This window comes from Salinicoccus hispanicus, from assembly GCF_009831115.1.
Lineage (GTDB): Bacteria > Bacillota > Bacilli > Staphylococcales > Salinicoccaceae > Salinicoccus > Salinicoccus hispanicus.
The window spans coordinates 340,886-367,883 of record NZ_WUUK01000003.1 but is presented as its reverse complement, the minus strand read 5'-3'; the positions used below and the strand labels follow the sequence as shown (position 1 = coordinate 367,883).

Sequence of the window (26,998 nt, the reverse complement as noted above, 5' to 3'; positions counted from 1 at the left end):
GTAATGGAACGAATTCTAATTACAGGTGCGCTCGGCCAGATCGGTACAGAGCTCACTTTGAAACTGAGGGAAAAATATGGGGAGGACAATGTACTTCCTACAGATATAAAGGCGCCTGAAGATGAGAGTCTGAAAGGTCTGCCGTTTGAAATTCTGGATGTCCGGGATATGGAACGGATGAAGACGATCGTATCCGAGTTCAAGCCGGATACAATCATGCATATGGCGGCACTGCTCAGTGCGACAGCGGAAAAAAATCCGCAGTTTGCATGGGACATCAATATGGGGGGTCTGATGAATGCACTGGAGACGGCGCACGAATATGATCTCAAATTTTTCACGCCAAGTTCAATCGGGGCTTTTGGTCCTTCCACGCCAAAAGAAAATACACCACAGGTCACAATCCAGCGTCCGACAACCATGTATGGCGTAAATAAAGTTGCTGGGGAGCTGCTGTGCGACTACTATTTTGAAAAATTTGGTGTCGACACTAGAGGACTCCGCTTCCCCGGTCTCATCTCCCACGTCAAGGAACCTGGAGGCGGGACGACAGACTATGCTGTCGAAATATATTTTGAAGCTGTCAGAAATGGCACTTATACATCGTTCATCGACAAGAGTACCAATATGGACATGATGTACATGGATGACGCGATAGACGCCATCATCAAGCTGATGGAAGCGGATCCTGCTCAGCTTGTCGACCGCAATGCGTTCAACGTCACTGCCATGAGCATCAATCCGGAAATGGTTGCCAATGAAATAAGGAAGCATATACCGGGTTTTACGCTCGACTATGACGTTGACCCTGTGCGCCAGGGTATCGCAGCGAGCTGGCCGAACGCAATAGATTCAAATGAAGCAAAGCGACAGTGGGGATTCCAACCGGAGTATGATCTTGAAAAAATGACGGAAACCATGCTGGAAGCGATACGAAATAAGAAGTAGGAAGGCAGGGTTGCCTTCTTATTTTTTCTAATCGGAGGCGGCAAAATGACGCGTGTAATACTATTTGATAAAGATGGCACACTGATGGACTACCATAAAGTGTGGACACCCTATGCCAGGCGGTCCATCGAAGCCTTTGCAGAAGCGTTCGATTGTCATGATATAAAAGATGAGCTCGCTCACAGGCTCGGGCTGATCAATGGGGAGATTGCCCCGAATTCCGTTCTTGCGAGCGGTACAGGAGATATCATCCAGGATCATTTCGAGCGCTATCAGACAGGCGGGGGCAAATGGATGAAAGATTTCTACGAGGAGAACCTCGACGCGCTGCGCGACAGCATGGAACTGATAGACGGCGCGGCAGATGTGCTGCACCAGCTCACAGCAGCCGGCTATAAGAATATCATCGTTACGAGTGACAGCCGTCTGAGTACCGAATATTTCATCCGCAAATTCTCCTTGGAGAGCGTGGTCCATGAAGTTGTGGCGGGCGATGATTCACCTTTCCATAAACCGGATGTCCGCATTTTGGATCCGGTATGCAGAAAGCTCGGCCATTCACTCGAGGAGATGGTGATGATCGGTGACAATAGGGCGGATACGATGCTCGGTTATGAAGAAGGACTGCGGACGATCGGTGTCCTGAGTGGTACATGCCGCAAGGAGGACCTGCAGGGTGCAGATATGGTTCTCCAGAGTGTAACAGACATCATCAATGATGGCCGTTTTATTCTGTCAGAGGACAATACGGATCATGCATGAGGAATATATGAAGCTGGCTCTGGCTGAAGCCCGGAAAGCCGAAGCTATCGGAGAAGTACCGATCGGATCGGTAGTGGTGCATGAAGGTCAAGTCATCGCCAGCAGTCATAACCTCAGGGAGACATCACAGAATCCACTGACTCATGCGGAAGTCATTGCCATCAATCAGGCAAGCGAAGTTCTGGGCTCATGGCGTCTTGAAGAATGCACACTATATGTCACACTTGAGCCCTGTGTCATGTGTTCCGGTGCCATTGTGATGAGTCGCATTCCGCATGTCGTCTATGGTGCAAGAGATCCGAAAGGCGGCACAGTGGATAGCCTGATGCATCTGCTGGATGAGCCGCGCTTCAATCATCGGCCGATCGTCACCAGCGGTGTGATGGAAGAAGAGTGCAGCGAAATGCTGAAGTCATTTTTCAAAGCCTTGAGGCAAAGACGAAAAAATCAACCGATTGATTAAATTTTCTGATAAAATGAAACTAAAACAATAAGGGAGTTTTGGAGAGCTTATGGTCAAACTAATCGCATTGGATATGGATGGCACCCTGCTCACTCCGAGCCACGAAATCAGTCCCCGCAACCAGGCAGCGATCAAGCGGGCGATGGAGCGCGGCGTTCAGGTTGTTGTTGCTACAGGACGTGCTTTCTATGAAGCACATGGTGTCATCAGTAAAATAGATATGAAACTGCCATACATCTGCCTGAATGGTGCAGAAGTCCGTAATGAATCCCACGAGATTCTTACCACCAACGCATTGAATTCAGAGCTGATTGAACAGGCGGCCGATGTATTCAGAGCTGAAGATATCTTCTATCAGATCTATACTGACCGGGCCATATATACTGCAAGCATCGAAAGGGATATAGAAATATTCAAGGACCTTGCAAGCCAGATGGGTCATCAGCCGGATGAAAGCAGAATCCGGAGCTTTATGGAAGAAAGGATCGAGCGCGGCACGCTGATTGAAACCGACGATTACAAAGCGATTTTCGACCGGGAAGATGAAAATGTTCTGAAGCTGCTTGCTTCTTCATCCAGCAAGCCGAAGCTTGTCCGTGCGAAGAACAGCTTGTATGAAATCGGCAACCTCGCCGTATCCGCATCCGCACCCCATAATATAGAATTGACCCACGTCAATGCACAAAAAGGAATCGCGCTTGCCAACGTGGCCGAAATCATGGGTATTGATATGAAGGATGTCATGGCAGTCGGTGACAACCTGAACGACATCTCAATGCTCAAACGCGTCGGTACATCTGTCGCAATGGGAAATGCTGCTTCCGAAGTCAAAGGCATTGCCGATAAGGTGACAGCAACGAATACCGAAGACGGTGTCGCAATCGCCATTGAAGAGGCACTTGAAGAAATGGACAGGGAGAAAGCGGGAGTAAAAGATAAAGAGGTTTAGAAGAATATGAAAGCCCATTTCCTATATAACAGGAAATGGGCTTTCTGCATATCTATATGCTTTGCGGGTCGGCTTTCGGATCCATCAATCCTTCAGAAGTTTCAGGTGCTGGTTCCTCCAGTTCTTCATTTTCCACTTTGGCAGCATCATACATCTCCTTTGATCTCTCAATGAGTTTTTCATTGAAAAGGACAAGTACGATAACGATTATGAGAAGCGTACTGACTGTATTGATGATCCAATAGAGTTCGAGATCATACATGTAACCGTAAAATATGGTACCAACAGGCATGATGCTCATTGCACATAAAGAAATGGTGGAAAACACTCTGCCTTTGATATGCTGGGGCGTAACGAGTTGAATGAAAAGATTGGTGGGTATATTGACGATCTGTAATGTAAGGGTGATCGCAATGCCAATTCCCCCGATCATAAGAACAATCAGTACCGGTCCGGCATCTACATACAATGGCAGCAGATAAAGTACGACCAGACCGGCGAAGACGAGAAACCCTTTCTTTATCATTCTGAATGGATTTTCGAGCTTTTTCATTCTCGCAACAGTCAACCCACCAATCAGCACACCGATGCCAGCTATAGCATTGACGATACCGACAGTTTCCGGCTGGAAGGATAGCTCGTAGATCATCATCTTTTCAGGAAATATTGAAATGACGCCCGACATGAAGTTGACCAGAGCAGCGATGATCAGCAGGGATTTGAATACTCTATTTCTGGCAATGAAAATGAATCCCTCGCTGATGTCGCGTTTGAATTTGCTAAAACCGACCGTGTCAGAATCATTTTCCTTATACACCGCTTTGTCATAATACAAGTCGAATTTCAGGAAAAAATCGAGCAGAGCGGAGAGTACGAATGCAATCAGGAAAATCAGGATGATCTGCGGGAAGGACAGGAGGCCGAACAGTACCCCACCGAGTATCGGCCCCAGAATGACGGTGGAGGACAGGATAGCGGAAGTATAGCCCATCACCTGCTGGATCCTATCCTTATGGAAAAGTTCCGTTATAGCGGTCTGGAAGGCATTGGAAACGAATGGTTCAATCATTGAGGTCAGAAACGTTACAATATAGATTGCAATCAGGTTGATATCGTAGATGACAGTGTAGAGGAATAGTCCAAGAATCACCAGAGAATTCAAAACTTCTCCCGAGATGATGATTTTTCTTTTATTGCCAAGGTCGCTCAATACACCCGAGAAGGGAAGCAGAATCAAAGTAACGACAACACTGATGGCCATATTGATGGAAAAGTAGAGTGCAGATCCAGTTTCGTACATGATGTAGTAGCTGACTGCGAAAAGATAGACGTAATTGCCGACGCTCAGAATGAAGCGGCTCAGTGCATACACGACAAAATTGATCCGTTCCCGTAAAGGTAATTGCTGATTGAAAATCATTACCCCACCCCATTTGTTTAATTTAATTAAACTTATTATAGAACGTATAAGTATTGCTTGTCAAACAAAAGTTTAATATAATTAAACATATAATATTATGGAGATGAAAATATGAGCCTTGGAGCACGCATCAGACAACTGCGTAAGGAACAGAAGATGACGCTGGTCGATCTTGCTGGAGAGCAGATTACTAAAGGCATGCTGAGTCTGATAGAGAACGATAAATCAAAGCCTTCCATGGAGACATTGCATCATATCGCAAAGAAGCTGGATGTCTCGATCGGCTATCTGACCCAGGAGGGGGATGAGGCGTGGACGAAATCGGTTCTTGAAAATAGAGATTTTAACAGTTCTTTCTCTTTCCCTTTTGAGCATATTGAACAAGAAATCCTCCCTAATCTTGATAAAGTGGCGCAAAATGTAAAAGGAATGGAACTTTATTATGTACTGCGTATTTACTACCGTTATAAAGAAAATCACGAGCAGGCAGATAGTTATTCCGAGAAAATCAGCAGTTTCTATCGAAGTATGGGTATGCAGCACCTGGTAGTCAGGGATAAATTGAACGATGCCATCTCACTCATGTACAGTCAGGATTACACTGAAGCATTTGACCGTCTTGTTGATTCAGAAGAAGAAATCCTCTCTTTCAAGGAGTACGATTCGCGGATAGAGCTCGACTACTACTATGTCAAAGGCATATTCGCTTTATCGAAAGATCTGGATGCGCTGGAAGACATTCTTACCCAGTCGATCCAACTGTCCTATGAACATGAGAACTTCAAATACTTCTTCTCTGAAAATGTCATACTCGGCTATTACTATGCATTGATCGGGGAACAGGAAAAATATGAAATGTGCTACGAGAATATAAAGAGCTATCTAAAATTCAATAGACAGGATAAACACGAAATTGAAATCATTGATGAGGACAATCCGATACCGAAATTCTATGTACTGGTGGATGATAGAGAAAGACAGGCAAGGCTATATGAAGATTATATAAACAGGATTCAGAAGGTGTATGAAAAGGATGAAGGCAATATGGTGGGAATGCCTTTCTACGGACCGGTTTTCGCATTGGAACACGCCTATTTCAAAGGCAATTACGAGAAAGTGGTTGAGATGTACCACGACGATATGTACATCCGGACGACTGCCCAATACCCGGTCGACCGGATTCTGATGGCTATCCGTTCCTGTGTCTATCCCTTGAGTCTCTATTATCTGGATGAAAAAGAAAAAGCATGTAAGGCTTTCAATACAATCGAAGCGACCATTGATGATATCAAGGACTCCATTTTCACCCAGGAATTCTATATGATCCGTGATATCATCTTTGAAAAATAAAATGTCTCCGTCGGAGATTGCCTGTGTCATAACGTAGACAAATTACAAATTAATGTATCCTGTATACTTTATAGAAAATTTAGAATACAATAATTGTATTCGATTTATTATAAGAGTTGAACAGCAGGAGGTTAATGTGAAAGCTATTTTATTAGGTCTTCTCGGCGCTTTATTTTTTTCCGTAACTTTTATTTTGAACAGGTCCATGGAAGTGTCGGGGGGTCACTGGGCATGGAGTGCTTCACTGCGGTATTTCTTCATGCTGCCAATACTTGTGCTCATCGTGTTCTTTCAAGGAAAGCTTCTACCAGTGCTCAAGCATCTTCGTGAACACCCTTTCGATTGGTTGCTTTGGAGTATAATCGGTTTTGGATTCTTCTATACCCCCATTGCATTCGCTACAGTTTATGGTCCAGGCTGGCTGGTAGCAGCAACTTTTCAGATTACTATCGTAGCGGGTTCCCTGCTTGTACCTTTCTTGAATCAAAATAGTGATATCAGCAGACGGATACCACTGGCAAGCGTATTGATTTCTTTAATCATTCTTCTAGGTGTTTTCATCATGCAATTTGAACATGCATCGAACGTGCCTTTACGGGATGTTCTCCTATGTGTTCTGCCACTGATAGTGTCTGCTTTTGCCTATCCACTTGGCAACAGGAAAATGATGCAGCTGGTTGGCGGAAGTCTAACAACGATTCAACGTGTACTTGGTATGACCATAGCGAGCATGCCGCTTTGGATAATCCTAGCAGTTTATGGAACAATCGTTCACGGCCTGCCAAGCAGCGGGCAGGTTTCGCAATCATTCATAGTTGCTATAAGTTCAGGTGTAATCGCAACAGTATTATTCTTCTATGCTACAGAACTCGTAAAAGATAACCCTTCGAAATTGGCTGGCGTTGAAGCGACTCAGTCAGGCGAAGTATTGTTTGCGCTCCTTGGAGAAATGATCATACTACATACAGCTTTACCGTCTTCCTTGACGATTTTCGGTATGGTACTTATTATTTTCGGCATGATACTTCATAGTCTGTATTCTGCTATTTCAACCAGGAGAGCAACACGGATGAATGTAAAAGTCCATCAGAGCTGATCTGTAGTGGGAATTTTTGTGCTGATCGTATGTCAATCTTAAGTATAAATTTGAAGAATAACATTATGGATAAGGACATCTTATTTTTTAATTAAAATAAAAAGACTGTAGACATGTCATTTATGGTGACATGTCTACAGTCTTTATTGGTTATTTCTGATATGACATTCTGCTGAAGGCATCATGCTGGTGGATGCTTTCCTCATTTCGACATTCGAGTTCGAAGCCTTTGACCCAGTCGAGTTCTACGAGATCATAGGCGATGAGACGAATAAGGTCTTCTACAAAACGTGGGTTCTCATACGCACGTTCTGTGACCATCTTTTCATCTGTACGCTTTAAGATTGGATAGAGCTGGGATGAGGCATTGATTTCCAATATTTCATAAAGCTGCTCTTTATGGTCTTCAGGCAGTTCTGCTTCAGGATCGATATCGAGCAGCACTTTTACGTAGCCGCGCTGGTTATGCGCGCTGTATTCGCTGATTTCCTTGGAGCATGGGCACAGTGTTGTAACCATTGCGGTCATGCCGAGCTGCTTGTGCTCGACACCTGAGTCGGAAATCCTCATCGAGTATTTCACATCGGCATGGGCCATGCCGGCAAGCTGGGTATGCGGACTCGGTTTTGAGAAATACCATTTGCCGTCGGCTGTCATTTCCGCTTCTTCCTGATGCATGCGGGCACGCAGTATTTCAAGTACAGTTTGCAGTGTATTGAACTCAAGTGGCACGCCACCGTTATTCTCTGTTTCCAGAGACTCCAGAATGCGGCTCATATTGATGCCTTTTTCATTTTTTCTAAGACTTGTTGCAAGCTCGAAAGTACCGACGGACTGGTAATCCCCGATGACAACCGGGTAGCTCAGGTTGTTGATCCCTACAGAGTCGACTTCGAACAGGAAGTCTTTCTTCGAACTCTGCAGATCCACCATCATTTCCTTTTCGACCGGCTTCATGCCCTCGATCGGGTCGACGGAGCCGAAGTGCCTGAAGCGGCCTTCTCTAGTAGTAAGATCCAATTCTTCCATGTTTCTACTCCTTAATCTATATCATAACTGTAGAATGTTTCGTTTTTCATCCACATCTGGCGTGCAGCTTCGCTCTCCTGGGTTTTTGCAGCAAGCGTTTTGAGCAATGGTCCGGTCTGTGATTCGTGAGCTGCCATGATCTTCTCCTTGCGCTTTTCGTAGCCTTCGATATCGACGATGATATCCGGCTCACCCAGGTCTTCCTGTGTATTGTTGCTGAAGGCGACGAGCTGCAGTGTCGGACGCTCGGATTTAGGCATTTCGGAGACAGCCGCAACGACTGCTTCTGCAGTGGCTTCATGGTCCGGATGGACGGAATAGCCAGGATAGAAAGTGATTATTCTGCTCGGGTTGAGCTCATCGATCATCTCTCTGACGACGCCTTGAAGGTGACCAGGTGCTTCGAATTCCAACGTCTTATCGCGATAGCCGAGAAGTCTGAGGTCATCAAGGCCGATCAGCCGCGCACTTTCCTCGACTTCCTTTTTACGTATCGTATGCAGTGATTCCCGGGTTGCGAATGGAGGATAGCCGAGGTTTCTTCCCATGTCGCCGAAAGTCAGGCAGGCATATGTTACAGGTACACCCATGTCGACATAGCGGCTCATTGTCCCACTTACTCCAAAAGCTTCATCGTCCGGGTGGGGGAAGATGACGAGTACTTGTCTTTCTTTTTCCATAGCTGATCCTCCTATTTAAAGAATTCTTTTGTAGAAATTTCTAGTGCAGTGGCCAATTTTCCATCGTAGTTGAAGCCGTGCATGATGAATTCGCCGTTCTCATTGACTTCGAAATGCGTCAGTCCAAGAACGTAGATCCAACCGCCGTTATCAAGCTTCAGACCGACTCGGAATTCGCCATTGGTGCCACCTTTGACGGCACCTTGTGTAAATGTGACCGGTACGTTTCTCAGGAACATGCCCGTGTTGAATACCTGCTCATCCATGTGGCTGGCATACATGCCGCTGGTCACTTCAACATGGACGTAGACCTGTTTGCTCTGGTAGCTGTTCAATAGCTCCTGAACCTGTTCGAGATTGATTTTCTCCATTTATATGAGCGCTCCTTAAAATAGCATAGATAAAAGAGATAGGTGTGCTATCTCTTTTACAAAACCGACTATATTTGTTCGTCTGTAACTTCGATCTGTTCTACAGCGTTGAATGCGCCGTGGCGGACAACACCGACGTGGTCGTTCATTTTCCATCCGTTCTTGATTGCTGAAGTGACGAATGCCTTGGCGTTCTGGATTGCTTCAAGCGGTTCCTGTCCATTGGCAAGATTTGCTGTGATTGCTGCTGCGAATGTGCAGCCGGCACCATGGTTGTAGGATGCATCTATCTTATCGCTTGTAAGCAGGTGGAAGGCTTTGCCATCATAGTATACATCCACTGCCTTATCGCCCTCAATATCGGAGCCGCCTTTGATGATGACGTGCTGGACACCTTTCGCATGGATGACTTCAGCACATTTCTTCGCTGCATCCAGTGTTGTCGGCGTCTTGTAGCCGGCAAGCTGACCTGCTTCGAACAAGTTCGGTGTAACAACTGTCGCATGCGGGAGCAAGTGCTCGATCATGGCGTCGACGAGGCCGGGGTTCAATACCTCATCATCGCCTTTGCATACCATGACAGGATCGACTACAAAGTGTTTCGCTTCACTATTAAGGAATGCGTGTTTGCTGCGTTCGATGACTTCTTCTGAAGGCAGCATGCCTGTCTTGATCGCGTCCGGTGAAATGGATAGCGCCGTCTCGATCTGGGCGTCAACCACCTCCAAGGGAATTGGATTGACACCGTGAGACCAGGTTTCAGGGTCCATTGTCACAATCGTAGTCAGTGCAGTCATGCCATAGGTTTCATGCTCCTGGAACGTCTTCAGGTCTGCAGCAATACCTGCGCCGCCGCTTGTATCGGAACCCGCTATTGTGAGTGTCTTTTTAAGTGCCATGAGTTCATTCCTCCAATATCGTTAATAATATTATATTTTACTATAATAAAGGGTATATTTCTAGAGACATGCTTGTGTAAATGATATAATCAAACTTTAGACAGAGGTGAAAATTCTATGGAATGGCAAGATGTTTTTCAATCAATAAAAGAAGAGAATGACTTTACAGAACTGGAATCGACACTTGAGGAAAAATATAGCACAGGAGAAGTATTCCCTCCGCGTGAACAGATATATACGGCTTTCGAGCTGACATCATTTGAAAATGTCAGAGTGGTCATACTCGGACAGGACCCGTATCACGGAGAAGGGCAGTCCCACGGTCTTGCATTTTCAGTCAATGAAGGTGTGAAAGTACCGCCATCCTTGAGAAACATGTATAAGGAACTGGAGGATGACCTCGGGATCGTCAGGACGAAAGGGAGTCTCAGAGACTGGGCAAAAGAAGGTGTCCTACTCCTTAATACGGTGCTTACCGTGGATGCTCACGATGCGAATTCCCACCGAGGACTCGGCTGGGAACCATTTACGGACGGCATCATCAGACATGTTTCCGAAAATCTTGAGCATGTGGTCTTCATTTTATGGGGTAAACCTGCCCAGAAGAAGGAGAAGCTGATCGATACGTCGAAACACTGTGTCATCAAGTCCACCCATCCAAGCCCGCTTTCCGCCTACAGAGGCTTCTTTGGGACCAAACCCTTCAGCCGTACAAATGAATATCTGGAGGCGCAGGGCAGAAGACCTGTCGACTGGAGTGAACAGGAATGAAACGTGAAATCATTTCCGAGCTGAAGCAGGAGCTTCATAGAATGGAAGTGGCCAGTCAACCGCATGAATTCGAGAAGCACCTTTATGCGATGGAACGTCTGCTTGGACTGCTGAAGTCCGATGCAAGCGATATAACGATGGCATCTGTGCCGCCGGCTGGCGTATCTGACGGACAGTCGTTGTCGGAACAGGATCGGATGATGCTCGAAAAGATGGGCGGCAGGACCACCCAGAACAATCCAGCACCGGAACCGCTGACGAAAGAGACACTCAGGACAGACGACGGTTTTGGCAATGGCGAGTCGCTGTTCGATTTCTAGATTGATCCAAAGGAGAAAATAAATGAAAACATTCATCATACTCGGAGCGGTCAACGCGCTCATTTCAGTGGCACTCGGCGCCTTCGGTGCCCATGGTCTTGAAGGCAAGATCAGTGAACATTATATGAGCGTATGGGAAAAAGCCGTCTCCTATCAAATGTACCACGCTTTAGGCCTGATCGCTGTCGGTATTCTCGTACAGGTGACAGGGGCACCGCTGCTTGGTGCTGCCGGCTGGCTGATGCTGCTCGGCATCGTCTTTTTCAGTGGCTCGCTTTATATTCTAGCCGTCAGTGGCATCTCCATCCTCGGCGCAATCACCCCGATCGGTGGGGTGCTTTTCCTCGCTGGATGGGTATGCCTCATCATCGGCATGGTCAGACTATAATTTTTGATGAACCCCGCTTCGGCGGGGTTTTTGTTTTGAGGAAAATGAGTGGTGGTGTATCTGTAATTTGCGCTGAGTCGGACAGTCAGCGGAGGTTGGAGGTTAGGGGTCCAATTCACCATCGTGGCCTTTGCGACGGCAAGTTAGGGGTCCAATTCACCATCGCAGCCTTTGCGATGGCAAGTTAGGGGGCCAATTCACCATCGCAGCCTTTGCGATGGCAAGTTAGGGGGCCAATTCACCATCGTGGCCTTTGCGATGGCAAGTTAACGCTCCAATTCACCATGGCTGGCCCCACGAGTGATGATTAGCACTTCAACCAACACTTCTCTCCTCTTTTTCCAAATAAAAACGATACTTCAGACAGAATGTGTTTACATATTTCATATGGTGGTATATACTTATATACATAACTATATAAGTAGTTGAGGAGGATGCGTATGTCGGGAATGCTTAACGATAAGAAACCGATTTTTGAGCAGATCAAAGATTGGGTCAGTGACCAGATTATCGACGGCACGCTCAAACCGCACGACCGGATTCCTTCGACGAATGAAATCGTCCAGTTCTACAAAGTGAATCATCTGACGGTTGCGAAAGGTGTGAATCAGCTGGTGGAAGAAGGAATAATCTACAAGAAGCGTGGTGTGGGCATGTTTGTTGAACCAGAAGCGAAAAATGTATTGCTAGATGACAGGAAAGACAGCTTTGTCAGTGAATATTTGGAACCGATGATGCAGGAAGCGGCGAAATTGGGTTTCACGAAACAGGAGATTGAAGGATTGATTCAGGAGATGGAGGGGAATATGAATGAAAAATAGTCTATTGGAAATCAAAAATGCATCTTTGGATATAAAGAAGGATAATGTGCTCGAAGATATTACGCTGAAAATGGAACAAGGTAAGGTCTATGGGCTGCTTGGCCGTAATGGCGCAGGTAAGACGACACTGCTTTCCCTGATTGCTTCGTTCAGAAAGCCGACGCGCGGATCAATCACCATCGATGGACAGGATCCATTTGAAAATGAAACGCTTATGCCGCAAGTGGATTTCCTATACGAAGTGGACTACTCGGAGGAGTACCGTACACCGATGGATCTATGCAAATTGACAAAAAGATACAAGAACAACTTCGATCTTGATTATGCAAAAACTCTCTTTGAGGGATTCGGCATCACTCATGATAAGCCGATCAACCGCATGTCGAAAGGACAGCAGGCAGCAGTGAACGCAATCATCGGTCTGGCTTCGAATTCCCCAATTACAATTTTCGATGAAGTGACCAATGGCATGGATGCGCCTTCCAGAGAGTACTTCTACCAGAAAGTTCTGGAGGCGAACGCGCGTAATCCGAGAACCATGATTCTCTCGACACACATTGTTTCTGAGATGGAATATCTTTTTGACGAAGTCATCATCATCCATCATGGCAGGGTGCTGGCTCAGGAACCGCTCGATGTATTCCTCGAACGGGGGTTCAAGGTCACAGGTCCGGAAGAAAAAGTGGCCCGGTTTACACATGACATGGATGTACTGGCCAGTCAGAATCTCGGACCGACGCGTTCGGACATGGTGCTCGGCCGCATGGATGAAGTGCAGCAGGCGGAAGCAAGATCGAGTCATCTCAATATTTCATCTTTGAAACTGCAGGAATTGTTTATAAGAATGACTGAAGAGAAGGAGAGTGTGCAATGAATAATAAATTGAAACTGGCGGCGATGGACTTTTCAGGACAGATCTTCAAATGGACACTATGGTATTTGCCGATAATGCTGATTATCTATATACTCGTCTCGATATTCATCAATGAACAAGACATAAATGAAATGTCATTCTACGCAATGGCACTGTCAGCCAACGAGATATTCATGCTGGTAGCGGGTATCTTGAGTGTATTCATGTTCCTTGAACTTTCGGTCAGCCTTGGATTGACAAGAAGGACCTTCCTTCGCGCAATGCTTCTGACGGGTGGCATCATCACCATCGCGCTGGCAGCCATGACCGGTATCATATCCGTCATCATGAACTTCATGCCGTGGTTCGGCGGCAGTATTGTCGTCGGTGATCTTGAAAGTGGTCCGCTTGTCCATATACTGGGGCATCTGCTTACCACATTTACATTCTTCCTCGGTGGGTTCATCATCAGTATCGGCTTCTATCGCGGTTTCCTCGGTGGCATGATTTCCATCGTACTCAGCCTATGCATTCTGGTGGCAATCGATTCACTCTGGATGTGGCAGACAAGAGGGACGGTCTTTGATATTGATGTGACACCATATGCATCGGGCAACCTGTTCATGACGATCGTGTTCAGCCTGTTCCTGATTTTCTTCACCGTTGCGATTTTGCAATCACTCATCCGTTCTGTGCCTGTAAAGGTCAAATAGAAAAAGAAAAGAGACCCCCTCGGGATGAGGGGGTCTTCTATTTCAAGGCGCAAGGGTTCTACTTGTTGCCTCCACCTTTTTTACGGTTTTTGAATTTTTTGATGATGAATGGCAGTGCCAAGGGGATAAGTCTTCGTAATAGACGGCCCATCGTGATTCCTCCCAACTGTTTCGATAAGTACATTCATTTATATATAACCATTCAGGTACACATTAAAACCTAAATACTTATCTGAAGAAGGCGGAAATATTTTCAACCGGCAGGTGGACACCTACATAGAAGTCTCCGAAATCGCCGTAGCGTGCGGATACTTCATCAAATCTCATCTCATAGATCAGTTTTTTGAACTGCAGCATGTCATCCGAGAACAATGTGACACCCCACTCGTATTCGTCGAGGCCGACGGAACCTGTAATGAACTGTCTTACTTTACCCGCATAGCCGCGGCCGATCATGCCATGGGAACGCATGAGTTCACGACGTTTCTCCATATCGAGCATATACCAGTTGTCATCGCCCTGACGACGCTTATCCATTGGATAGAAACAGATGTAGCGGGATTTTGGAACTGTCGGGTAGAGACGCTTCCTGACATATTCATTCTGGTAGGGATCCTCACCGGACTCTTTCGCCAGGTAGTTGCTGAGTTCTATGATGGATACATATGAATAGGAAGGGATGAGGAAATCGCTGATTGCGAGCTTGTTGAATTCCAGTTCCAGTGTGTTGAGTTCCTCAACTGTCGGACGCAGCATCCAGAGGATCAGGTCAGCTTTCTGTCCAGTGACATTATAGAAGGCATAGCTCCCTTCATTTTTCTGATGGACTTCTTCCTGGCGTTCGATGAAGCCTTTCAGTTCCGAAACAAGTGTGTTCATCTCTTCTTCCTCGAGCAGGCGAAGGGATGCCCAGTCCACGTTGTAGAGAAGGTGAAGGCTATACCAGCCATCAAGTGTTTGCGCAGCTTCATTCATTAGTGTATCTCTCCTTTTTTGATATCTCTCTTCATTCTACTTGATAAGAAAACGTTTTAAAAGCACATGGGGGTGAAATAATGTGACAGAAAGAGTATAATATAGCGTATGTAAAGGCTAACCAAGGAGGATATTATGAGTCAATTTATCGAGAATCTCAAATCGAACCTGGAAGGTAAGAATATAGAAATCGTCTTCCCGGAAGGCAACGACCCGAGGGTCCTCAGGGCCGCTGTGGAACTTGCTGAAACATCCTACGTCAAACCGGTCATTCTTGGCAGTGCATCTGATCTTGAAGCTCTTGCGAATAAAGAGCAGCTGGATATCAGTGCGCTCACAACCATCGATCCGGCCGATTATGAAGATATGGAAATACTGGTAGAAGAATTCGTCAAACGCCGCAAAGGTAAAGTGACTGCAGAACAAGCATACGAAATTCTGAAAGACGCCAATTATTTCGGTACGATGCTCGTATACACAGGTCGTGCGAAAGGCCTTGTGTCCGGTGCTGTTCACTCGACTCCAGATACAGTCCGTCCAGCACTGCAGATCATCAAGACGAAACCTGGCGTCACACGTACAAGTGGCGTATTCTTCATGCTGCGTGAAGATGAGTTGTATGTCATGGGAGACTGCGCCATCAATCCGGAACTGAATGCTGAAGAGTTGGCTGAAGTGGCGGTGGAAACTGCCAAGACGGCGCGCAGTTTCGAAATTGATCCCCGTGTTGCCCTGCTCAGCTTCTCTACAAGAGGCTCCGCGAAAACCGAGGAGACCGAAAAGGTGAAACTTGCGACACAGTATGCGAAAGAAAAACTGCCTGAGGTGCCGATTGACGGAGAACTTCAGTTTGATGCGGCATTCGTACCGAGTGTAGCAGAAAAGAAAGCACCGGATTCCGAACTGAAAGGGCAGGCCAATGTATTCGTATTCCCTTCCCTGGAAGCAGGCAATATCGGCTACAAGATTGCTCAGCGTCTTGGTGGGTTTGAAGCCTACGGCCCGATTCTCCAAGGACTGAACAAGCCGGTCAACGACCTCTCCCGCGGATGTTCAAAGGATGAAGTCTTCACACTCGCACTGTTCACTGCTACCCAGGCACTGACACTGGACGATGCATAGGCTTTTTTCCGAGCACTGGCATTATGTACCGATTGATGCCACTCCCCATCCGTATATGTCGTTCGCCATGGACGATACGCTTCAGGAGATGGTGACTGATGATGGCATCCCAAAGTTTCGAGCCTGGGTGCATCACCCGTTCATCATCCTTGGTCTCCATGATGCGAGACTGCCTTTTCTGAAGGATGGCCTTGCCCATCTTAAAAGTGCGGGATTCGACTATATTGTAAGAAATAGCGGAGGGCTTGGTGTTGTACTGGATGAAGGCGTGCTGAATGTCTCACTCATCCTGCCGAAGTCGGAAGTCACGCAGATTGATGACGGATACGAACGGATGCTTGAACTTGTCCGCATGACATTTCCCGAAGTGGATATTGATGATGGTGAAATCGAGCACAGCTACTGTCCAGGCAGCTACGATCTAAGTATCGGTGGCCGCAAGTTCGCAGGAATCTCCCAGCGCAGGATCCGGCAGGGTGTGGCAGTGCAGATCTATCTCTGCATCACAGGCAGTGGTGCGGAACGTGCAGAAATCATGCGTAGATTCTATCACTTGAGTAAAAAGCGTGAAGAAACAAAGTTTTCCTATCCTGAAATTCATCCTGATGATATGGCATCCATGAATGAACTGCTTGAAGCGGACTATACAGTCGAGTCGGTGCTGGAACGGATGCTCGGTATCATTCGGGAGTCCGGTTCCCTCGCTCCCCTGCCTGAGATGGACAGCAGAATCGAACAGCGCTATATGCATCATCTGGAACGGATGAAGGCGCGCAACAGGGATATCCACCCCGATAATTGAATCTGGAATGAATATTGGGGCCATCCGGTAAGGATGGTCCTTAATATGTGCAAACGAGCGTTTAATCCTTTCGCAGAAGTGGAATATACTCTGAAAAGGAGTGGATCGTAATGACTGAGGAAAAAAAGAACAGATTGACGACTGAAGAGGAAGAAGAACAGCTTAAAAATAAAGAGGGCCAGAGACCGGAAAATGAAGTGAAGGAAGATGTGCCGCCGGACAGCCCGCCTGAGCAGGCCAATAAAGAAGAAGCTGAAAGAAAAGATGATGTTCAGAAGCAGAAGGATGAGAAGGAGCCGCTCGATAACGAAGAGGACGACTGATACGTCCGGAATCCAGTACCTATGCGGGGTTGCCTATCTTTGGTAACCCTTCTTTTTGTGATATTATAGTGATAAGGGAGGCCGCTTGGATGACAATGGGTGAATATGGCAAAAAGCAACTTGTAGAAGAAAAAGTCTTCAAAGACCCGGTACATCGATATATTCATGTACGCGATCAGGTGATATGGGATCTGATCAAGACAAAGGAGTTTCAGCGGCTGCGGAGAATCAAACAGCTGGGCACATTGTATCTGGCCTTCCATTCTGCAGAGCATTCAAGGTTCAATCATTCGCTCGGTGTATATGAAATCGTGCGCCGCATGGTCGTCAATTTCCAGGAGTTCAAAGAGTGGAATAATGAAGACCGGCTGCTGGCTCTGGCTGCAGCGCTGCTTCATGATCTCGGTCATGGACCGTTTTCCCACTGCTTTGAAACAATATTCGATACGGATCATGAAGAATTTACACGAAAGATCATTCTCGGCAATACGGAAGTGAATGCGGTGCTGAAGAAGGTGAGCGTCGACTTCCCGCTTGAAGTGGCTAAGGTGATTGATAAGACGCATGAAAACAAGCTGGTCGTCAGCATGATTTCAAGCCAGATCGATGCCGACCGTATGGACTACCTGCAGCGGGACTCGTACTATACCGGTGTCAGCTACGGCAACTTCGATATGGAACGCATACTCCGTGTCATGCGTCCGGGCAAGGAAGAGGTCATCATCAAGGAGAGCGGCATGCACGCAGTCGAAGACTATCTGATGAGCCGCTACCAGATGTACTGGCAGATCTACTTCCACCCCGTTTCAAGAGGTGGGGAAGTGCTGCTCGACCTTGCGCTGAAACGTGCCAAGTATCTGCACGAGGATGGCTATGAATTCAAGCAGGCACCGAAGTACTTCATTCCATTCTTCGCAGGCAAAGTATCGGTCGAAGACTACCTGCGTCTCGATGAGATGGTTGTCAATTTCTATCTGCAGGAGTGGATCCACGAAGATGACGAGATTCTGAGTGACCTTGCCCACCGTTTCGTCAACCGCGATCTGTTCAAGTACCTGCCATTCGATGGCTCGGTCATTACGATATCGGAGATCGAGGCGCTGTTTGAAAAGGCGGGCATCCCGCCTGAATACTACTTCTTCAGCGATTCCTATTCGGATCTGCCGTATGACTACGACCGGCCGGGATCGAAGAGCAACCGCAGGCCCATCCATCTGAAGCGTAACAACGGGGAACTGCGTGAAATCAGTACACAGTCGGCGATCATCCACAGCATTACGGGTGTCCATCGCATGGACTCGAAACTCTATTACCCGAAAGAGAAGATCCTTCAAATAGAAGACCTTGAAGTCAAAGGCGAAATTATAAATCTACTTAATGAATTGGCATAGGAGTTTGATAATATGACGAACGACTCTAGTGATAAGAAGCCGGGATTCAAATTCAATATCATCAATAACGACCCGCTCGATGGACACAAGGGCCAGAATATCGGTTCGATCAGCCTTGAGAATGTGGCGCCTGTCTATGTGGCGGTCGATACCCAGGAAGTCTTCATAGATATGGGCGGGCTGCATGCGCGTGCTGAAGTCGAACGACGGGTCAAATGGGTAAACGACAAGTCTGAAGTCGAAGGCGAAGATGCGAAATCCTACTGGCTGGTATGGGTGACCGTGGAACGCCTGAAGACAGGTCCCGTCTATAGTGGTGTGGCCGCCTGTTTTGAAATGGTCAATCGGACCAGACGCCGCGGCTACAAGCTCATGCCTGAACACGTCAACATGATGGACCGTTCAATGAAGGGCAAGATCGACCTGAATGAAATGGATCCGGAAAGCCGCTCCTCGCTGAAATCATTCCTCCAGTCCCACAACAAAGAGATATGGGACAACTCGACGGCACTGCAGGAAGAGATGAAGAACGACTAAATGTGACGGTATTGTGTCAAAGGCCGAAAACGATTGCAGATTACATGCGCGGAATATAAAATAAAAACTAGTTATACATGCTATAGCTAGGACACGGTGGCCAGGATAAATCCTGGCCACTTTTTTTATTTATTTTTCTCCCATGAGGGTATGGTCCAAAGACAGGAATATAAGAGGAACGGTCCTTATATGGACATAGTCTACATAGAGGCGGTATGTTATAATTTATCTTACTTGCAGGTGATAAAATGGAAAGACAGGAAGCAGTATACAAAATCGATCAGGTTGTCGATATGGCAGGAGATAGAAAGCATTATGAGCAGACAGTCAAGGCTGAAGTGATAGAGCGGAATGACCGCTACCTCCGCTACACTGAACAGCTGGATGAGTATGAAATTGATGTCGTTGTCCGCATTGGTACGGACTATATCAAAATCCAGCGGCGGGGCATCATCAATATGAACTTTCATTTCCGGCAGGGGGAAACGACGGATACTTTCTATGAGTCCCCGGCAGGAAAGCACCACTTCCGCATAATGACGACAGCATTGGATATTGAAGCATCTGTCATCGATATCCACTACGAGCTGTATGACCTGGATGGCAAACTGGGCAACTATCACTATAAAATCAGGAAAGTAGGGTAAGCGATGGATTTGAGGCAGCAGCTGAAAACAGCAATCGAAGCAGCAGTTAAGAGCACCGGACTGGTAGAAACCGTACCGGCGGTCAAGGTGGAAGTACCAAAGGAGAAGGCGAACGGGGATTTTTCGACCAATATCGCCATGGTGCTCACGAAAGAGGCGAAGCGTAATCCGAGGGAGATTGCACAGGCAGTCATCGATCATCTCGACTACGATGCGGCGAGTGTGAAATCTGCCGATATCGCAGGACCTGGATTCCTCAACTTCAAGATGGATGAGGCGTCATTGACGAAAATCATCCGTAGAGTGCTTGATGAAAAGGACCGCTACGGCAGCACAGCGGTCGAAGACCCTGAGAAAGTACTGATCGAGTATGTCAGTGCCAACCCCACGGGCGATCTCCATATCGGGCACGCGAGAAATGCGAGTGTCGGTGATACGCTGGCGAACGTCATGGCATTTGCAGGATACGATGTTACACGTGAATACTACATCAATGATGCAGGCAACCAGATCGAAAATCTGGCACTGTCCATCGAAGCGCGCTATCTTGAGGCACTCGGCCAGGAACTCTATATGCCTGAAGACGGCTACATGGGCAAGGATATCCAGGTGATCGGCGAGCGACTCGCAAAGGAATCGCCTGAGCTGCTCGATACTTCGAAAGAGGACCGTATCAGGATGTTCCGTCAGATGGGCGTCGATTTTGAAATGGAGAAGCTGAAGCAGGATCTGCATGATTTCAACGTGCATTTCGACAGCTGGTTCAGTGAAACGAGCCTCTATGAGAAGAATGAAGTGACTGCGGCTCTTTCGAAGATGACCGAAAATGGCTATACGTACGAAGCGGATGGTGCATTGTGGCTGAGAACGACCGATTTCGGCGATGACAAGGACCGTGTACTCAGAAAGCAGGACGGGACATACACCTATCTAATGCCGGACGTTGCCTACCACTTCGATAAGGTCGAGCGTGGCTATGACAAGCTCATCAACCTGTTCGGTGCAGATCACCATGGTTATATCAGACGTCTGAAAGGTGCACTTGGTGCACTCGGTGAATCACCGGACCGTCTGGAAATCCAGATCATGCAGATGGTGCGCCTCATTGAAAATGGCGAAGAGGTCAAAATGAGCAAGCGTACAGGAAAGGCCATCACATTGCGTGATATCATCGATATGATCGGTGTGGATGCCAGCCGCTATTTCCTGACGATGCGCAGTGCAGACACGCATTTCGATTTCGACCTCGAACTTGCGAAATCGGAATCCAGCGACAACCCGGTCTATTATGCGCAGTATGCCCATGCACGCATCTGCTCCATCCTGCGTCAGGCCGAGAATTCCGGCCACACGCTGGATAGAGATGCCGACCTTGATGTAATTGTGCATGATCAAGCACTTGAACTGCTTAAGAAACTGGCTGATTTCTCAAATGTGGTCAAAGGTGCAGCAGAAAACCGTGCAACACATCGCATTCCGAACTACATTCAGGAACTTGCCGGGGCGTTCCATAAATTCTACAATGCAGATAAAGTACTGACGGACGATGCAGCCAAGACAGCCGCCTACCTTCTTATGATCGAGGCGGTAAGGCAGACTTTGGAAAATGCACTGGGTCTGATCGGTGTCTCTGCTCCGGAACAGATGTAATTCACTGCCCCTGCCTGATGGCGGGGGTTTTACATATTTTGATTAAACCAACTAAGGAAGTGACGGATATGAATAATAGATTTGGAGCTTTTCTGCTCTCACTCCTGTTCATACTGGCGGGGTGCAATTCGGTCGAGGAAGGCGTCGAGAATACGCCCCTTGAAAATCAGCGGATTGTCTCGCTGATACCGAGCAATACTGAAATTGCTGTGGAGATGGGGCTGGAACACAATCTGGTTGCTGTGACTACAGAAGATGACTATCCGGAATCGATCGTGGATAATACCGATCTGGTCCGGCTGAATGCGTTCGAGCTGGATGAAGAGACCCTCGTCAGTCTTGAGCCGACGCATATTCTTGCGCATGAATCTGCCGGATCCGTCTATGGGGATATACTGGACCGCGTGTCAGAGGCGACCGAGGCTGAAGTGCTGGTGGTCGATGATGCACAGTCCATCGAAGGCATCTATCGATCGATTACCGATATCGGTGAATTTCTGAATGAAAAAACATCTGCCGAGAGACTGAATGAAAGCATCGAACGTGACATCAACATACAGAGCAGTATTTTCGAAGACCGTGGCGAGTCCATTGATGCGTTCATCCATATTTCACCGCAACCGGAGCTCTATACTGCAGGGGGGAATACCTTCATTGCAGATGCTCTGTCCGAAATATACATCAATAACACATTTGAAGATCTGGAAGGGTATCCGGCAGTCAGTGCAGAAGATGTCGTCCGACACAATCCGGACAAGGTGATTTCAATCATGGGGATGGAGGACGCGGCACTTGAGGAATCAATTGAAAATACCCCGGGCTTCTCGGAACTTGCCATCAGCGAACCTGAAAACCAATGCAATATATCGCCGGAACTGCTATCACGTCCAGGTCCAAGGATTGCCGAAGGGCTGAAGGCGGTCGGGCGCTGCATCTATGAATAGGCACACGGCAATACTTTCCCTGCTCATCATTCTGGCTGGAACTTTCAGCCTTCTCATCGGTTCAGCCGACCTTTTCGAACTGAACCGTTCCCAATGGCAGAATATTATTTTCAATATCCGACTGCCCCGTGTGCTGTTTGCGGCAGTGCTCGGCGCTGCGCTTGCGATGAGCGGGGTGGTCTTCCAGATTGTATTGCGGAATCCGATGGCGGACAGCTTCACCCTCGGCATGGCCAATGCGGCGGTTCTTGGCAGTGCCGCTGCCGTTACCACGGCACTGCCGCTTTTCGTCCGTCCACTCTTCAGCATTCTTGCAGGATTGCTGGCACTTTTTATCGTGCTTATGGCTGCGCGTCGCCTGGATACAGCTTATCGTCCCGAAACACTGATCATCATCGGCGTCCTGCTTGGTGCCATGATGAGCGGGGTATTGTACATCATCGTTCTGATTGCGCCCGACCAGACGGAGTCGATTGCCCGCTACATGTTCGGCTCCCTCTCCGGTTCAAGTTATGACATACTGATGCTGACAGCAGTGCTGACCTTCGTATGCGGCATCATCCTCCATCGCAGCGGTCGTGCGCTCGACCTGCTCAACCTGGGTGATGTGAGAGCGTACAGCCTCGGTGTGAATGTAAAAAAAGTCCGTCCACTGCTGCTCATCACCGCCTCCATCCCACCGCTTGTCGGGATCAGTTTTACCGGCATGATCGCACTTGTCGGCATCATTGTACCGCAGATGATCCTCTACTTCAAACCACTCATGTTCCGTCCGCTTCTCATAATCTCCGCGCTCTATGGTGCACTCTACATCATCATTGTGGATACCATCGGCCGCACCATCATCGCTCCCATCCAGATTCCGACCGGTGTCATGGTAATGATCTCAGCGGTACCACTCTTTATTTTTCTCATGTATAAAAGAATGCTTGTCTCCCGCCGATAGCGGGAGGAGTATGCAATTTTATTGCCTCATGATAAAATAGTGAAAAGGCTGTAAATTCAGTTTTTTAAAAATCTAGGGGGAATCATAGTGGCACAAAAAGCAGATATAAAGGATATTTTCAAAATCAAATCGGTATCTTCGCCAAAAGTGGGAGCGAATCAGCAGATTACAACGCTGGTGACGCACCTGGATGAGGAGAAGAACGACTACATCACCAACCTGTACAGGATTCAGGACGAATCCCTGCAGCAGCTTACATATCAGGAGGAGCGTCTGTCGAATGTGAGACATTCTGAAGATGGGCAGTGGACACTGTTCATTGCCAAAGTGGAGGATAAGCCGCAAGTATTTCTACTCCGTACAACCGGGGGTGAGCGGACGCAGCTGACAAAGGAGAAGTCGGGTGTCAACAGTGCCGAGTTTTCGAAGGATGGCACGAAAGTCTTCTATCATGTCTCGGTTGAAAAGGGTGAAGACGAGAATGAGGATGAAAAATCCGATAAAGATAAGAAGCCGGAACCTGTTGTCATCGACCGTATGAAATACAAGGCGGACAGTGTAGGGCTGCTCAAGGAAAAATACCAGGCAGTGAAAGTCGTGGATCTGGATACGAAAGAAACAGAGACACTTCTCGACGGAGAAGAGAATTTTACTCTTCACGAGACCATCGGCAGTGATACGCTGGTCTATTCGACCGATCAGAGTGACGATCCCGATTTCAACTTCAGCCAGACACTGTATATCAGACAGGGCGAAAATGAGCCGAAGGAAGTCCCATCTGACGCTGGCGGCTTCATGAAAGTATCTGTTTCACCGGATGAAAAGCGCCTGCTGATTGTGGAGATGAGCCGGGAGTATGAAAATGCAACGCATGGTGCGCTCCATCTGTATGATATAGATTCAGGAGAGAAGACAGATATCACCGAGGGGCTCGACAAACCAGTTGGCGACTATCTGGCAGCTGATACGCAGCAATCGGTCGAGGGCAATCCCGTGCAGTGGATCTCGGATGATCGTTTTGTCTTTCTTGTTTCCGATGATGGCAGTGTCAACCTATATGAAGGCAGTACGGATGGCACAATCAAGCCGCTGCTTGAAGGCCGTCACCACATCTTCGGCATGGATGCGACGAAAGAGTATGCGGTGCTCACGATTTCACAGCACACTTCCCCAAGTGAACTATATAGATATGACTTCAAAAATGCCTCACTTGAACAGCTGACATATGTGAACCAGACATATGCAGATGATACGGAACTGGTGGATCCGGAAGATATCACCTTCAATAGCGAAGATGGTACAGAAGTGCAGGGCTGGTTCATGAAACCGGCAGGATATGCGGAAGGCGGGAAATACCCGATGATCACCAATATTCATGGTGGACCGCATGCCTTCTACGGCAACTCCTTCTTCCATGAGATGCAGGTGCTTGCTGCAAAGGGCTATGCCGTACTGTTTGTGAATCCGAGAGGATCGCACAGCTATTCCCAGGAATTCGTGGATGCAGTCCGTGGCGACTATGGCGGTGGCGACTACCGGGACATCATGGCAGGGGTCGATTATATTACAGGACAGTATGACTGGATCGATCAGAATAACCTCGGTGTTACCGGTGGGTCGTATGGCGGCTTCATGACCAACTGGATCGTTGGACATACAGATCGCTTCAAGGCGGCAGTGACACAGCGCAGCATCTGCAACTGGGTCAGCTTCCGCGGCGTGTCTGATATCGGCTACTATTTCACAGACTGGCAGATCCAGGCGGAATTCAGCGACATCGAAAAGATGTGGCACCATTCACCAATCAAATATGTCGATGCCATCAATACACCATTGCTCATCCTGCACAGCGAGCGCGATTTCAGATGTCCGATCGAGCAGGCGGAACAGCTGTATATTGCGCTCAAGTACCAGAAAAAGGAGACGCAGTTCGTCCGTTTCCCTGAAGCGGACCACAATCTGTCCCGAACAGGGAAGCCGAACTTGAGAATCGAGCGTCTGACGCATCTGGTCGACTGGTTCGAAAAATATCTCGACTGATTCCATCAACCCGAGGAAGGAGGAAGGGGTTAAACATTGATTACATTAGTGAAGGGTGCATATATTTATGCGCCTGAACCTCTGGGTTCACAGGACATCATCATTTTCAACGACCGCATCGAAAAGATTTCCCGGGAAATTGATGCTTCAGCCTATGAAAACTTAGGTCTCGATATCCGCATCATCGATGGCAGGAGAAAGCTGATTGCACCTGGACTGATCGATCCCCATGTCCATCTGATCGGTGGCGGTGGTGAAGGCGGCTATCATACACGGACACCTGAAACGAACATCAAAGATTTCATTGCAGCAGGCATTACAACGGCAGTCGGTCTGATCGGCACCGATAAGACGAGCCGTCACCTGGAATCCCTCTACGCAAAAGCCAAAGCACTGGATACGGAAGGGATGACGGCATATATGTATACCGGCAACTATCATGTGCCGGTGCCGACCGTGACCGGTGATATCCAAAAGGACATCTATCTGCTCGACAAGGTGATCGGTACGGCGGAAGTGGCGATTTCCGATCATCGTTCGGGTCAGCCGAGTGTACACGAACTGGCAAAGGTGGCTGCGGATACCAGAATCGGCGGACTGACTTCAGGCAAGGCCGGGGTGACTCATTTCCACGTCGGTCCAGGTGCCGGGAAGCTCAGCCTGCTGCACGAACTGCTCGACCAGTATGATATCCCTGCTGAAAAGATCTATCCGACCCATGTCAACCGGACATCCGAACTGATTGAAGATGCAGCCCATCTGTCAAGAAGGGGTGCCTATGTGGATATGACTGCCGATGAAGATATCGTCTCGCACGTTTCCTTGTTCCAGCAGGCAGGCGGTAATATGTCGAAACTGACACTGTCTTCGGATGGCAATGGCAGTCTTCCGGTTTTCGATGCGGCAGGTCGGCTCACCCATTTGGCTGTAGCCCGTCCGAAAGCGCTGCTTGAAAATCTCCGGCAGCTTTTGAAATCGGCAAAGTTCAGCCCCGAAGAGATATTCAGTCTGGTGACAAAACATCCATCAGATGTGCTTAAACTCGATAAAAAAGGGAATCTGAAGGCAGGATATGATGCAGACCTGCTGCTGTTCGATTCCGAATACCAGCTCGATATGGTCATGGCAAAAGGGAGAATACTGCTTGAGGCCGGCAGCGTAACCGCAAAATCAACTTTTGATGAATGAGGTGGGCAGAATGACTGAAAAGGAAAAGATGCTGAGGGGCGAATACTACAATCCGGAAGATCCGACGCTCGTCCATCTGAGGGATAATGCCCAGAATCTGATGGCGCAGTACAACCATCCGGGAGGCGGAGACAAAGGACAGCTGCTCGATATGCTGTTTGGATATCATGTCGAAGGACTCAGCATCCGGCCGCCATTCTTCTGCGACTATGGGATCAATATCAGAGTCGGCCGCAATTTCTACGCAAACTACAATTGCGTCTTTCTCGATGTTGCCAAAATAACGATCGGTGATGACGTGCTGCTGGGCCCGAATGTTTCCCTCGTCACTGTCAATCATCCGATCGACCCGGAGAAAAGAAGACAACGGCTCGAGTATGGGGAGCCAATCACTATCGGTGACAATGTATGGATCGGTGCTGATGCCACCGTCAATCCAGGTGTCACAATCGGTGAGAACGCAGTCATCGGTTCAGGGTCGGTGGTTGTGAAGGATGTACCGGCGAATACAGTGGCTGTGGGGAATCCTTGCAAGCCGATCCGTACAATAGAAGCGGAATGAAAAATAAAACGTTGACTTTCCTATGTGGAGATCAACGT

30 protein-coding genes are annotated in these 26,998 nt (G+C 47.8%); 24 read left to right on the top strand and 6 right to left on the bottom strand.

The features are described 5' to 3' along the window. The first annotated feature begins 3 nt into the window (after positions 1 to 3). The 4 genes from GQ671_RS09190 to GQ671_RS09175 are packed head-to-tail and all read left to right on the top strand — an operon-like array spanning position 4 to position 3,122. Entirely contained in the window at positions 4 to 948 is a 945-nt protein-coding gene (locus GQ671_RS09190; RefSeq protein WP_160655995.1) for an L-threonine 3-dehydrogenase, read from the top strand. 45 nt (positions 949 to 993) lie between these two features. Next, positions 994 to 1,710 (top strand): HAD family hydrolase, encoded by a 717-nt coding sequence (locus tag GQ671_RS09185; RefSeq protein WP_160655992.1) that lies wholly within the window; start codon positions 994 to 996, stop codon positions 1,708 to 1,710. Continuing rightward, the gene (gene tadA, locus GQ671_RS09180) at positions 1,703 to 2,173 is read left to right on the top strand and encodes a tRNA adenosine(34) deaminase TadA (protein ID WP_160655990.1); all 471 of its coding nucleotides are present in this window, start codon (positions 1,703 to 1,705) and stop codon (positions 2,171 to 2,173) included. The genes GQ671_RS09185 and tadA overlap by 8 nt, the downstream gene beginning before the upstream one ends. 49 nt (positions 2,174 to 2,222) lie before the next feature. After that, positions 2,223 to 3,122, top strand: coding sequence for a Cof-type HAD-IIB family hydrolase (locus GQ671_RS09175; RefSeq protein WP_160655987.1), 900 nt, complete (start codon positions 2,223 to 2,225; stop codon positions 3,120 to 3,122). A 52-nt stretch (positions 3,123 to 3,174) separates the two neighbouring features. Here the strand turns inward: GQ671_RS09175 and GQ671_RS09170 are convergent, their stop codons facing one another. Next, a complete protein-coding gene (locus GQ671_RS09170; protein ID WP_160655984.1) occupies positions 3,175 to 4,542 on the bottom strand; it encodes an MFS transporter in 1,368 nt (455 codons plus the stop codon). Positions 4,543 to 4,653: 111 nt separating this feature from the next. Between GQ671_RS09170 and GQ671_RS09165 the strand changes: the two genes are divergently transcribed. Further along, on the top strand, positions 4,654 to 5,892 hold the full coding sequence (locus GQ671_RS09165) for a helix-turn-helix domain-containing protein (protein ID WP_160655981.1): 1,239 nt from the start codon (positions 4,654 to 4,656) through the stop codon (positions 5,890 to 5,892). A gap of 136 nt (positions 5,893 to 6,028) precedes the next feature. Continuing rightward, positions 6,029 to 6,988 (top strand): DMT family transporter, encoded by a 960-nt coding sequence (locus GQ671_RS09160; protein WP_160655978.1) that lies wholly within the window; start codon positions 6,029 to 6,031, stop codon positions 6,986 to 6,988. A 150-nt stretch (positions 6,989 to 7,138) separates the two neighbouring features. Here the strand turns inward: GQ671_RS09160 and folE2 are convergent, their stop codons facing one another. The 4 genes from folE2 to thiD all read right to left on the bottom strand — a co-directional run bounded on the left by folE2 (position 7,139) and on the right by thiD (position 9,967). Next, positions 7,139 to 8,017 (bottom strand): GTP cyclohydrolase FolE2, encoded by an 879-nt coding sequence (gene folE2, locus GQ671_RS09155; protein WP_160655975.1) that lies wholly within the window; start codon positions 8,015 to 8,017, stop codon positions 7,139 to 7,141. A gap of 11 nt (positions 8,018 to 8,028) precedes the next feature. Beyond that, the gene (bshB2, locus tag GQ671_RS09150) at positions 8,029 to 8,697 is read right to left on the bottom strand and encodes a bacillithiol biosynthesis deacetylase BshB2 (protein ID WP_160655972.1); all 669 of its coding nucleotides are present in this window, start codon (positions 8,695 to 8,697) and stop codon (positions 8,029 to 8,031) included. Between the two features lie 11 nt (positions 8,698 to 8,708). Further along, complete coding sequence (locus tag GQ671_RS09145; RefSeq protein ID WP_160655969.1) at positions 8,709 to 9,068, bottom strand: DUF1806 family protein; 360 nt, start codon at positions 9,066 to 9,068, stop codon at positions 8,709 to 8,711. 68 nt (positions 9,069 to 9,136) lie between these two features. Then, positions 9,137 to 9,967: a bifunctional hydroxymethylpyrimidine kinase/phosphomethylpyrimidine kinase gene (gene thiD / locus GQ671_RS09140; RefSeq protein ID WP_160655966.1), complete on the bottom strand. Its 831-nt coding sequence runs from the start codon at positions 9,965 to 9,967 to the stop codon at positions 9,137 to 9,139. A gap of 117 nt (positions 9,968 to 10,084) precedes the next feature. Here thiD and GQ671_RS09135 point away from each other — a divergent pair, with 117 nt between their 5' ends. The 6 genes from GQ671_RS09135 (at position 10,085) to GQ671_RS09110 (ending at position 13,833) form a co-directional block, all read left to right on the top strand. After that, complete coding sequence (locus GQ671_RS09135) at positions 10,085 to 10,738, top strand: uracil-DNA glycosylase (protein ID WP_160655963.1); 654 nt, start codon at positions 10,085 to 10,087, stop codon at positions 10,736 to 10,738. After that, complete coding sequence (locus GQ671_RS09130; RefSeq protein ID WP_160655961.1) at positions 10,735 to 11,058, top strand: DUF5327 family protein; 324 nt, start codon at positions 10,735 to 10,737, stop codon at positions 11,056 to 11,058. The genes GQ671_RS09135 and GQ671_RS09130 overlap by 4 nt, the downstream gene beginning before the upstream one ends. Before the next feature lie 22 nt (positions 11,059 to 11,080). Next, the gene (locus GQ671_RS09125) at positions 11,081 to 11,446 is read left to right on the top strand and encodes a DUF423 domain-containing protein (RefSeq protein ID WP_160655958.1); all 366 of its coding nucleotides are present in this window, start codon (positions 11,081 to 11,083) and stop codon (positions 11,444 to 11,446) included. Between the two features lie 440 nt (positions 11,447 to 11,886). Continuing rightward, on the top strand, positions 11,887 to 12,267 hold the full coding sequence (locus GQ671_RS09120) for a GntR family transcriptional regulator (protein ID WP_160655955.1): 381 nt from the start codon (positions 11,887 to 11,889) through the stop codon (positions 12,265 to 12,267). Beyond that, positions 12,257 to 13,141: an ATP-binding cassette domain-containing protein gene (locus GQ671_RS09115; protein WP_160655952.1), complete on the top strand. Its 885-nt coding sequence runs from the start codon at positions 12,257 to 12,259 to the stop codon at positions 13,139 to 13,141. Before GQ671_RS09120 ends, GQ671_RS09115 begins: the two co-directional genes overlap by 11 nt. Further along, on the top strand, positions 13,138 to 13,833 hold the full coding sequence (locus GQ671_RS09110; protein ID WP_160655949.1) for a hypothetical protein: 696 nt from the start codon (positions 13,138 to 13,140) through the stop codon (positions 13,831 to 13,833). Before GQ671_RS09115 ends, GQ671_RS09110 begins: the two co-directional genes overlap by 4 nt. Positions 13,834 to 14,061: 228 nt before the next feature. Here the strand turns inward: GQ671_RS09110 and hemQ are convergent, their stop codons facing one another. Further along, positions 14,062 to 14,808 carry a hydrogen peroxide-dependent heme synthase gene (gene hemQ, locus GQ671_RS09105; protein WP_160655946.1) on the bottom strand — a complete coding sequence of 249 codons (747 nt, stop codon included), beginning with the start codon at positions 14,806 to 14,808 and terminating at the stop codon, positions 14,062 to 14,064. Positions 14,809 to 14,943: 135 nt separating this feature from the next. Between hemQ and pta the strand changes: the two genes are divergently transcribed. The 12 genes from pta (at position 14,944) to GQ671_RS09045 (ending at position 26,960) form a co-directional block, all read left to right on the top strand. Further along, the gene (pta, locus tag GQ671_RS09100; protein WP_160655944.1) at positions 14,944 to 15,930 is read left to right on the top strand and encodes a phosphate acetyltransferase; all 987 of its coding nucleotides are present in this window, start codon (positions 14,944 to 14,946) and stop codon (positions 15,928 to 15,930) included. After that, the gene (locus GQ671_RS09095) at positions 15,923 to 16,732 is read left to right on the top strand and encodes a lipoate--protein ligase family protein (protein ID WP_160655942.1); all 810 of its coding nucleotides are present in this window, start codon (positions 15,923 to 15,925) and stop codon (positions 16,730 to 16,732) included. The genes pta and GQ671_RS09095 overlap by 8 nt, the downstream gene beginning before the upstream one ends. A gap of 110 nt (positions 16,733 to 16,842) precedes the next feature. Beyond that, positions 16,843 to 17,055 (top strand): hypothetical protein, encoded by a 213-nt coding sequence (locus GQ671_RS09090; protein WP_160655940.1) that lies wholly within the window; start codon positions 16,843 to 16,845, stop codon positions 17,053 to 17,055. A gap of 89 nt (positions 17,056 to 17,144) precedes the next feature. Continuing rightward, complete coding sequence (locus GQ671_RS09085; protein ID WP_160655938.1) at positions 17,145 to 18,446, top strand: HD domain-containing protein; 1,302 nt, start codon at positions 17,145 to 17,147, stop codon at positions 18,444 to 18,446. A 12-nt stretch (positions 18,447 to 18,458) separates the two neighbouring features. Continuing rightward, positions 18,459 to 18,983, top strand: a complete 525-nt coding sequence (locus GQ671_RS09080) for a YwhD family protein (RefSeq protein WP_160655936.1) — start codon at positions 18,459 to 18,461, stop codon at positions 18,981 to 18,983. Positions 18,984 to 19,231: 248 nt separating this feature from the next. Beyond that, positions 19,232 to 19,630 carry a DUF1934 domain-containing protein gene (locus GQ671_RS09075; RefSeq protein WP_160655934.1) on the top strand — a complete coding sequence of 133 codons (399 nt, stop codon included), beginning with the start codon at positions 19,232 to 19,234 and terminating at the stop codon, positions 19,628 to 19,630. 3 nt (positions 19,631 to 19,633) lie between these two features. Beyond that, positions 19,634 to 21,280: an arginine--tRNA ligase gene (argS, locus tag GQ671_RS09070; protein WP_160655932.1), complete on the top strand. Its 1,647-nt coding sequence runs from the start codon at positions 19,634 to 19,636 to the stop codon at positions 21,278 to 21,280. Between the two features lie 68 nt (positions 21,281 to 21,348). After that, positions 21,349 to 22,224: an ABC transporter substrate-binding protein gene (locus tag GQ671_RS09065; RefSeq protein WP_160655930.1), complete on the top strand. Its 876-nt coding sequence runs from the start codon at positions 21,349 to 21,351 to the stop codon at positions 22,222 to 22,224. Further along, positions 22,217 to 23,170: a FecCD family ABC transporter permease gene (locus tag GQ671_RS09060; protein WP_160655928.1), complete on the top strand. Its 954-nt coding sequence runs from the start codon at positions 22,217 to 22,219 to the stop codon at positions 23,168 to 23,170. The genes GQ671_RS09065 and GQ671_RS09060 overlap by 8 nt, the downstream gene beginning before the upstream one ends. A gap of 87 nt (positions 23,171 to 23,257) precedes the next feature. Then, positions 23,258 to 25,210 (top strand): S9 family peptidase, encoded by a 1,953-nt coding sequence (locus GQ671_RS13115; RefSeq protein WP_160655926.1) that lies wholly within the window; start codon positions 23,258 to 23,260, stop codon positions 25,208 to 25,210. Between the two features lie 36 nt (positions 25,211 to 25,246). Beyond that, positions 25,247 to 26,398, top strand: coding sequence for a beta-aspartyl-peptidase (iadA, locus tag GQ671_RS09050; RefSeq protein ID WP_160655923.1), 1,152 nt, complete (start codon positions 25,247 to 25,249; stop codon positions 26,396 to 26,398). Between the two features lie 10 nt (positions 26,399 to 26,408). Continuing rightward, a complete protein-coding gene (locus tag GQ671_RS09045) occupies positions 26,409 to 26,960 on the top strand; it encodes a sugar O-acetyltransferase (protein WP_160655921.1) in 552 nt (183 codons plus the stop codon). Positions 26,961 to 26,998: the final 38 nt, after the last annotated feature.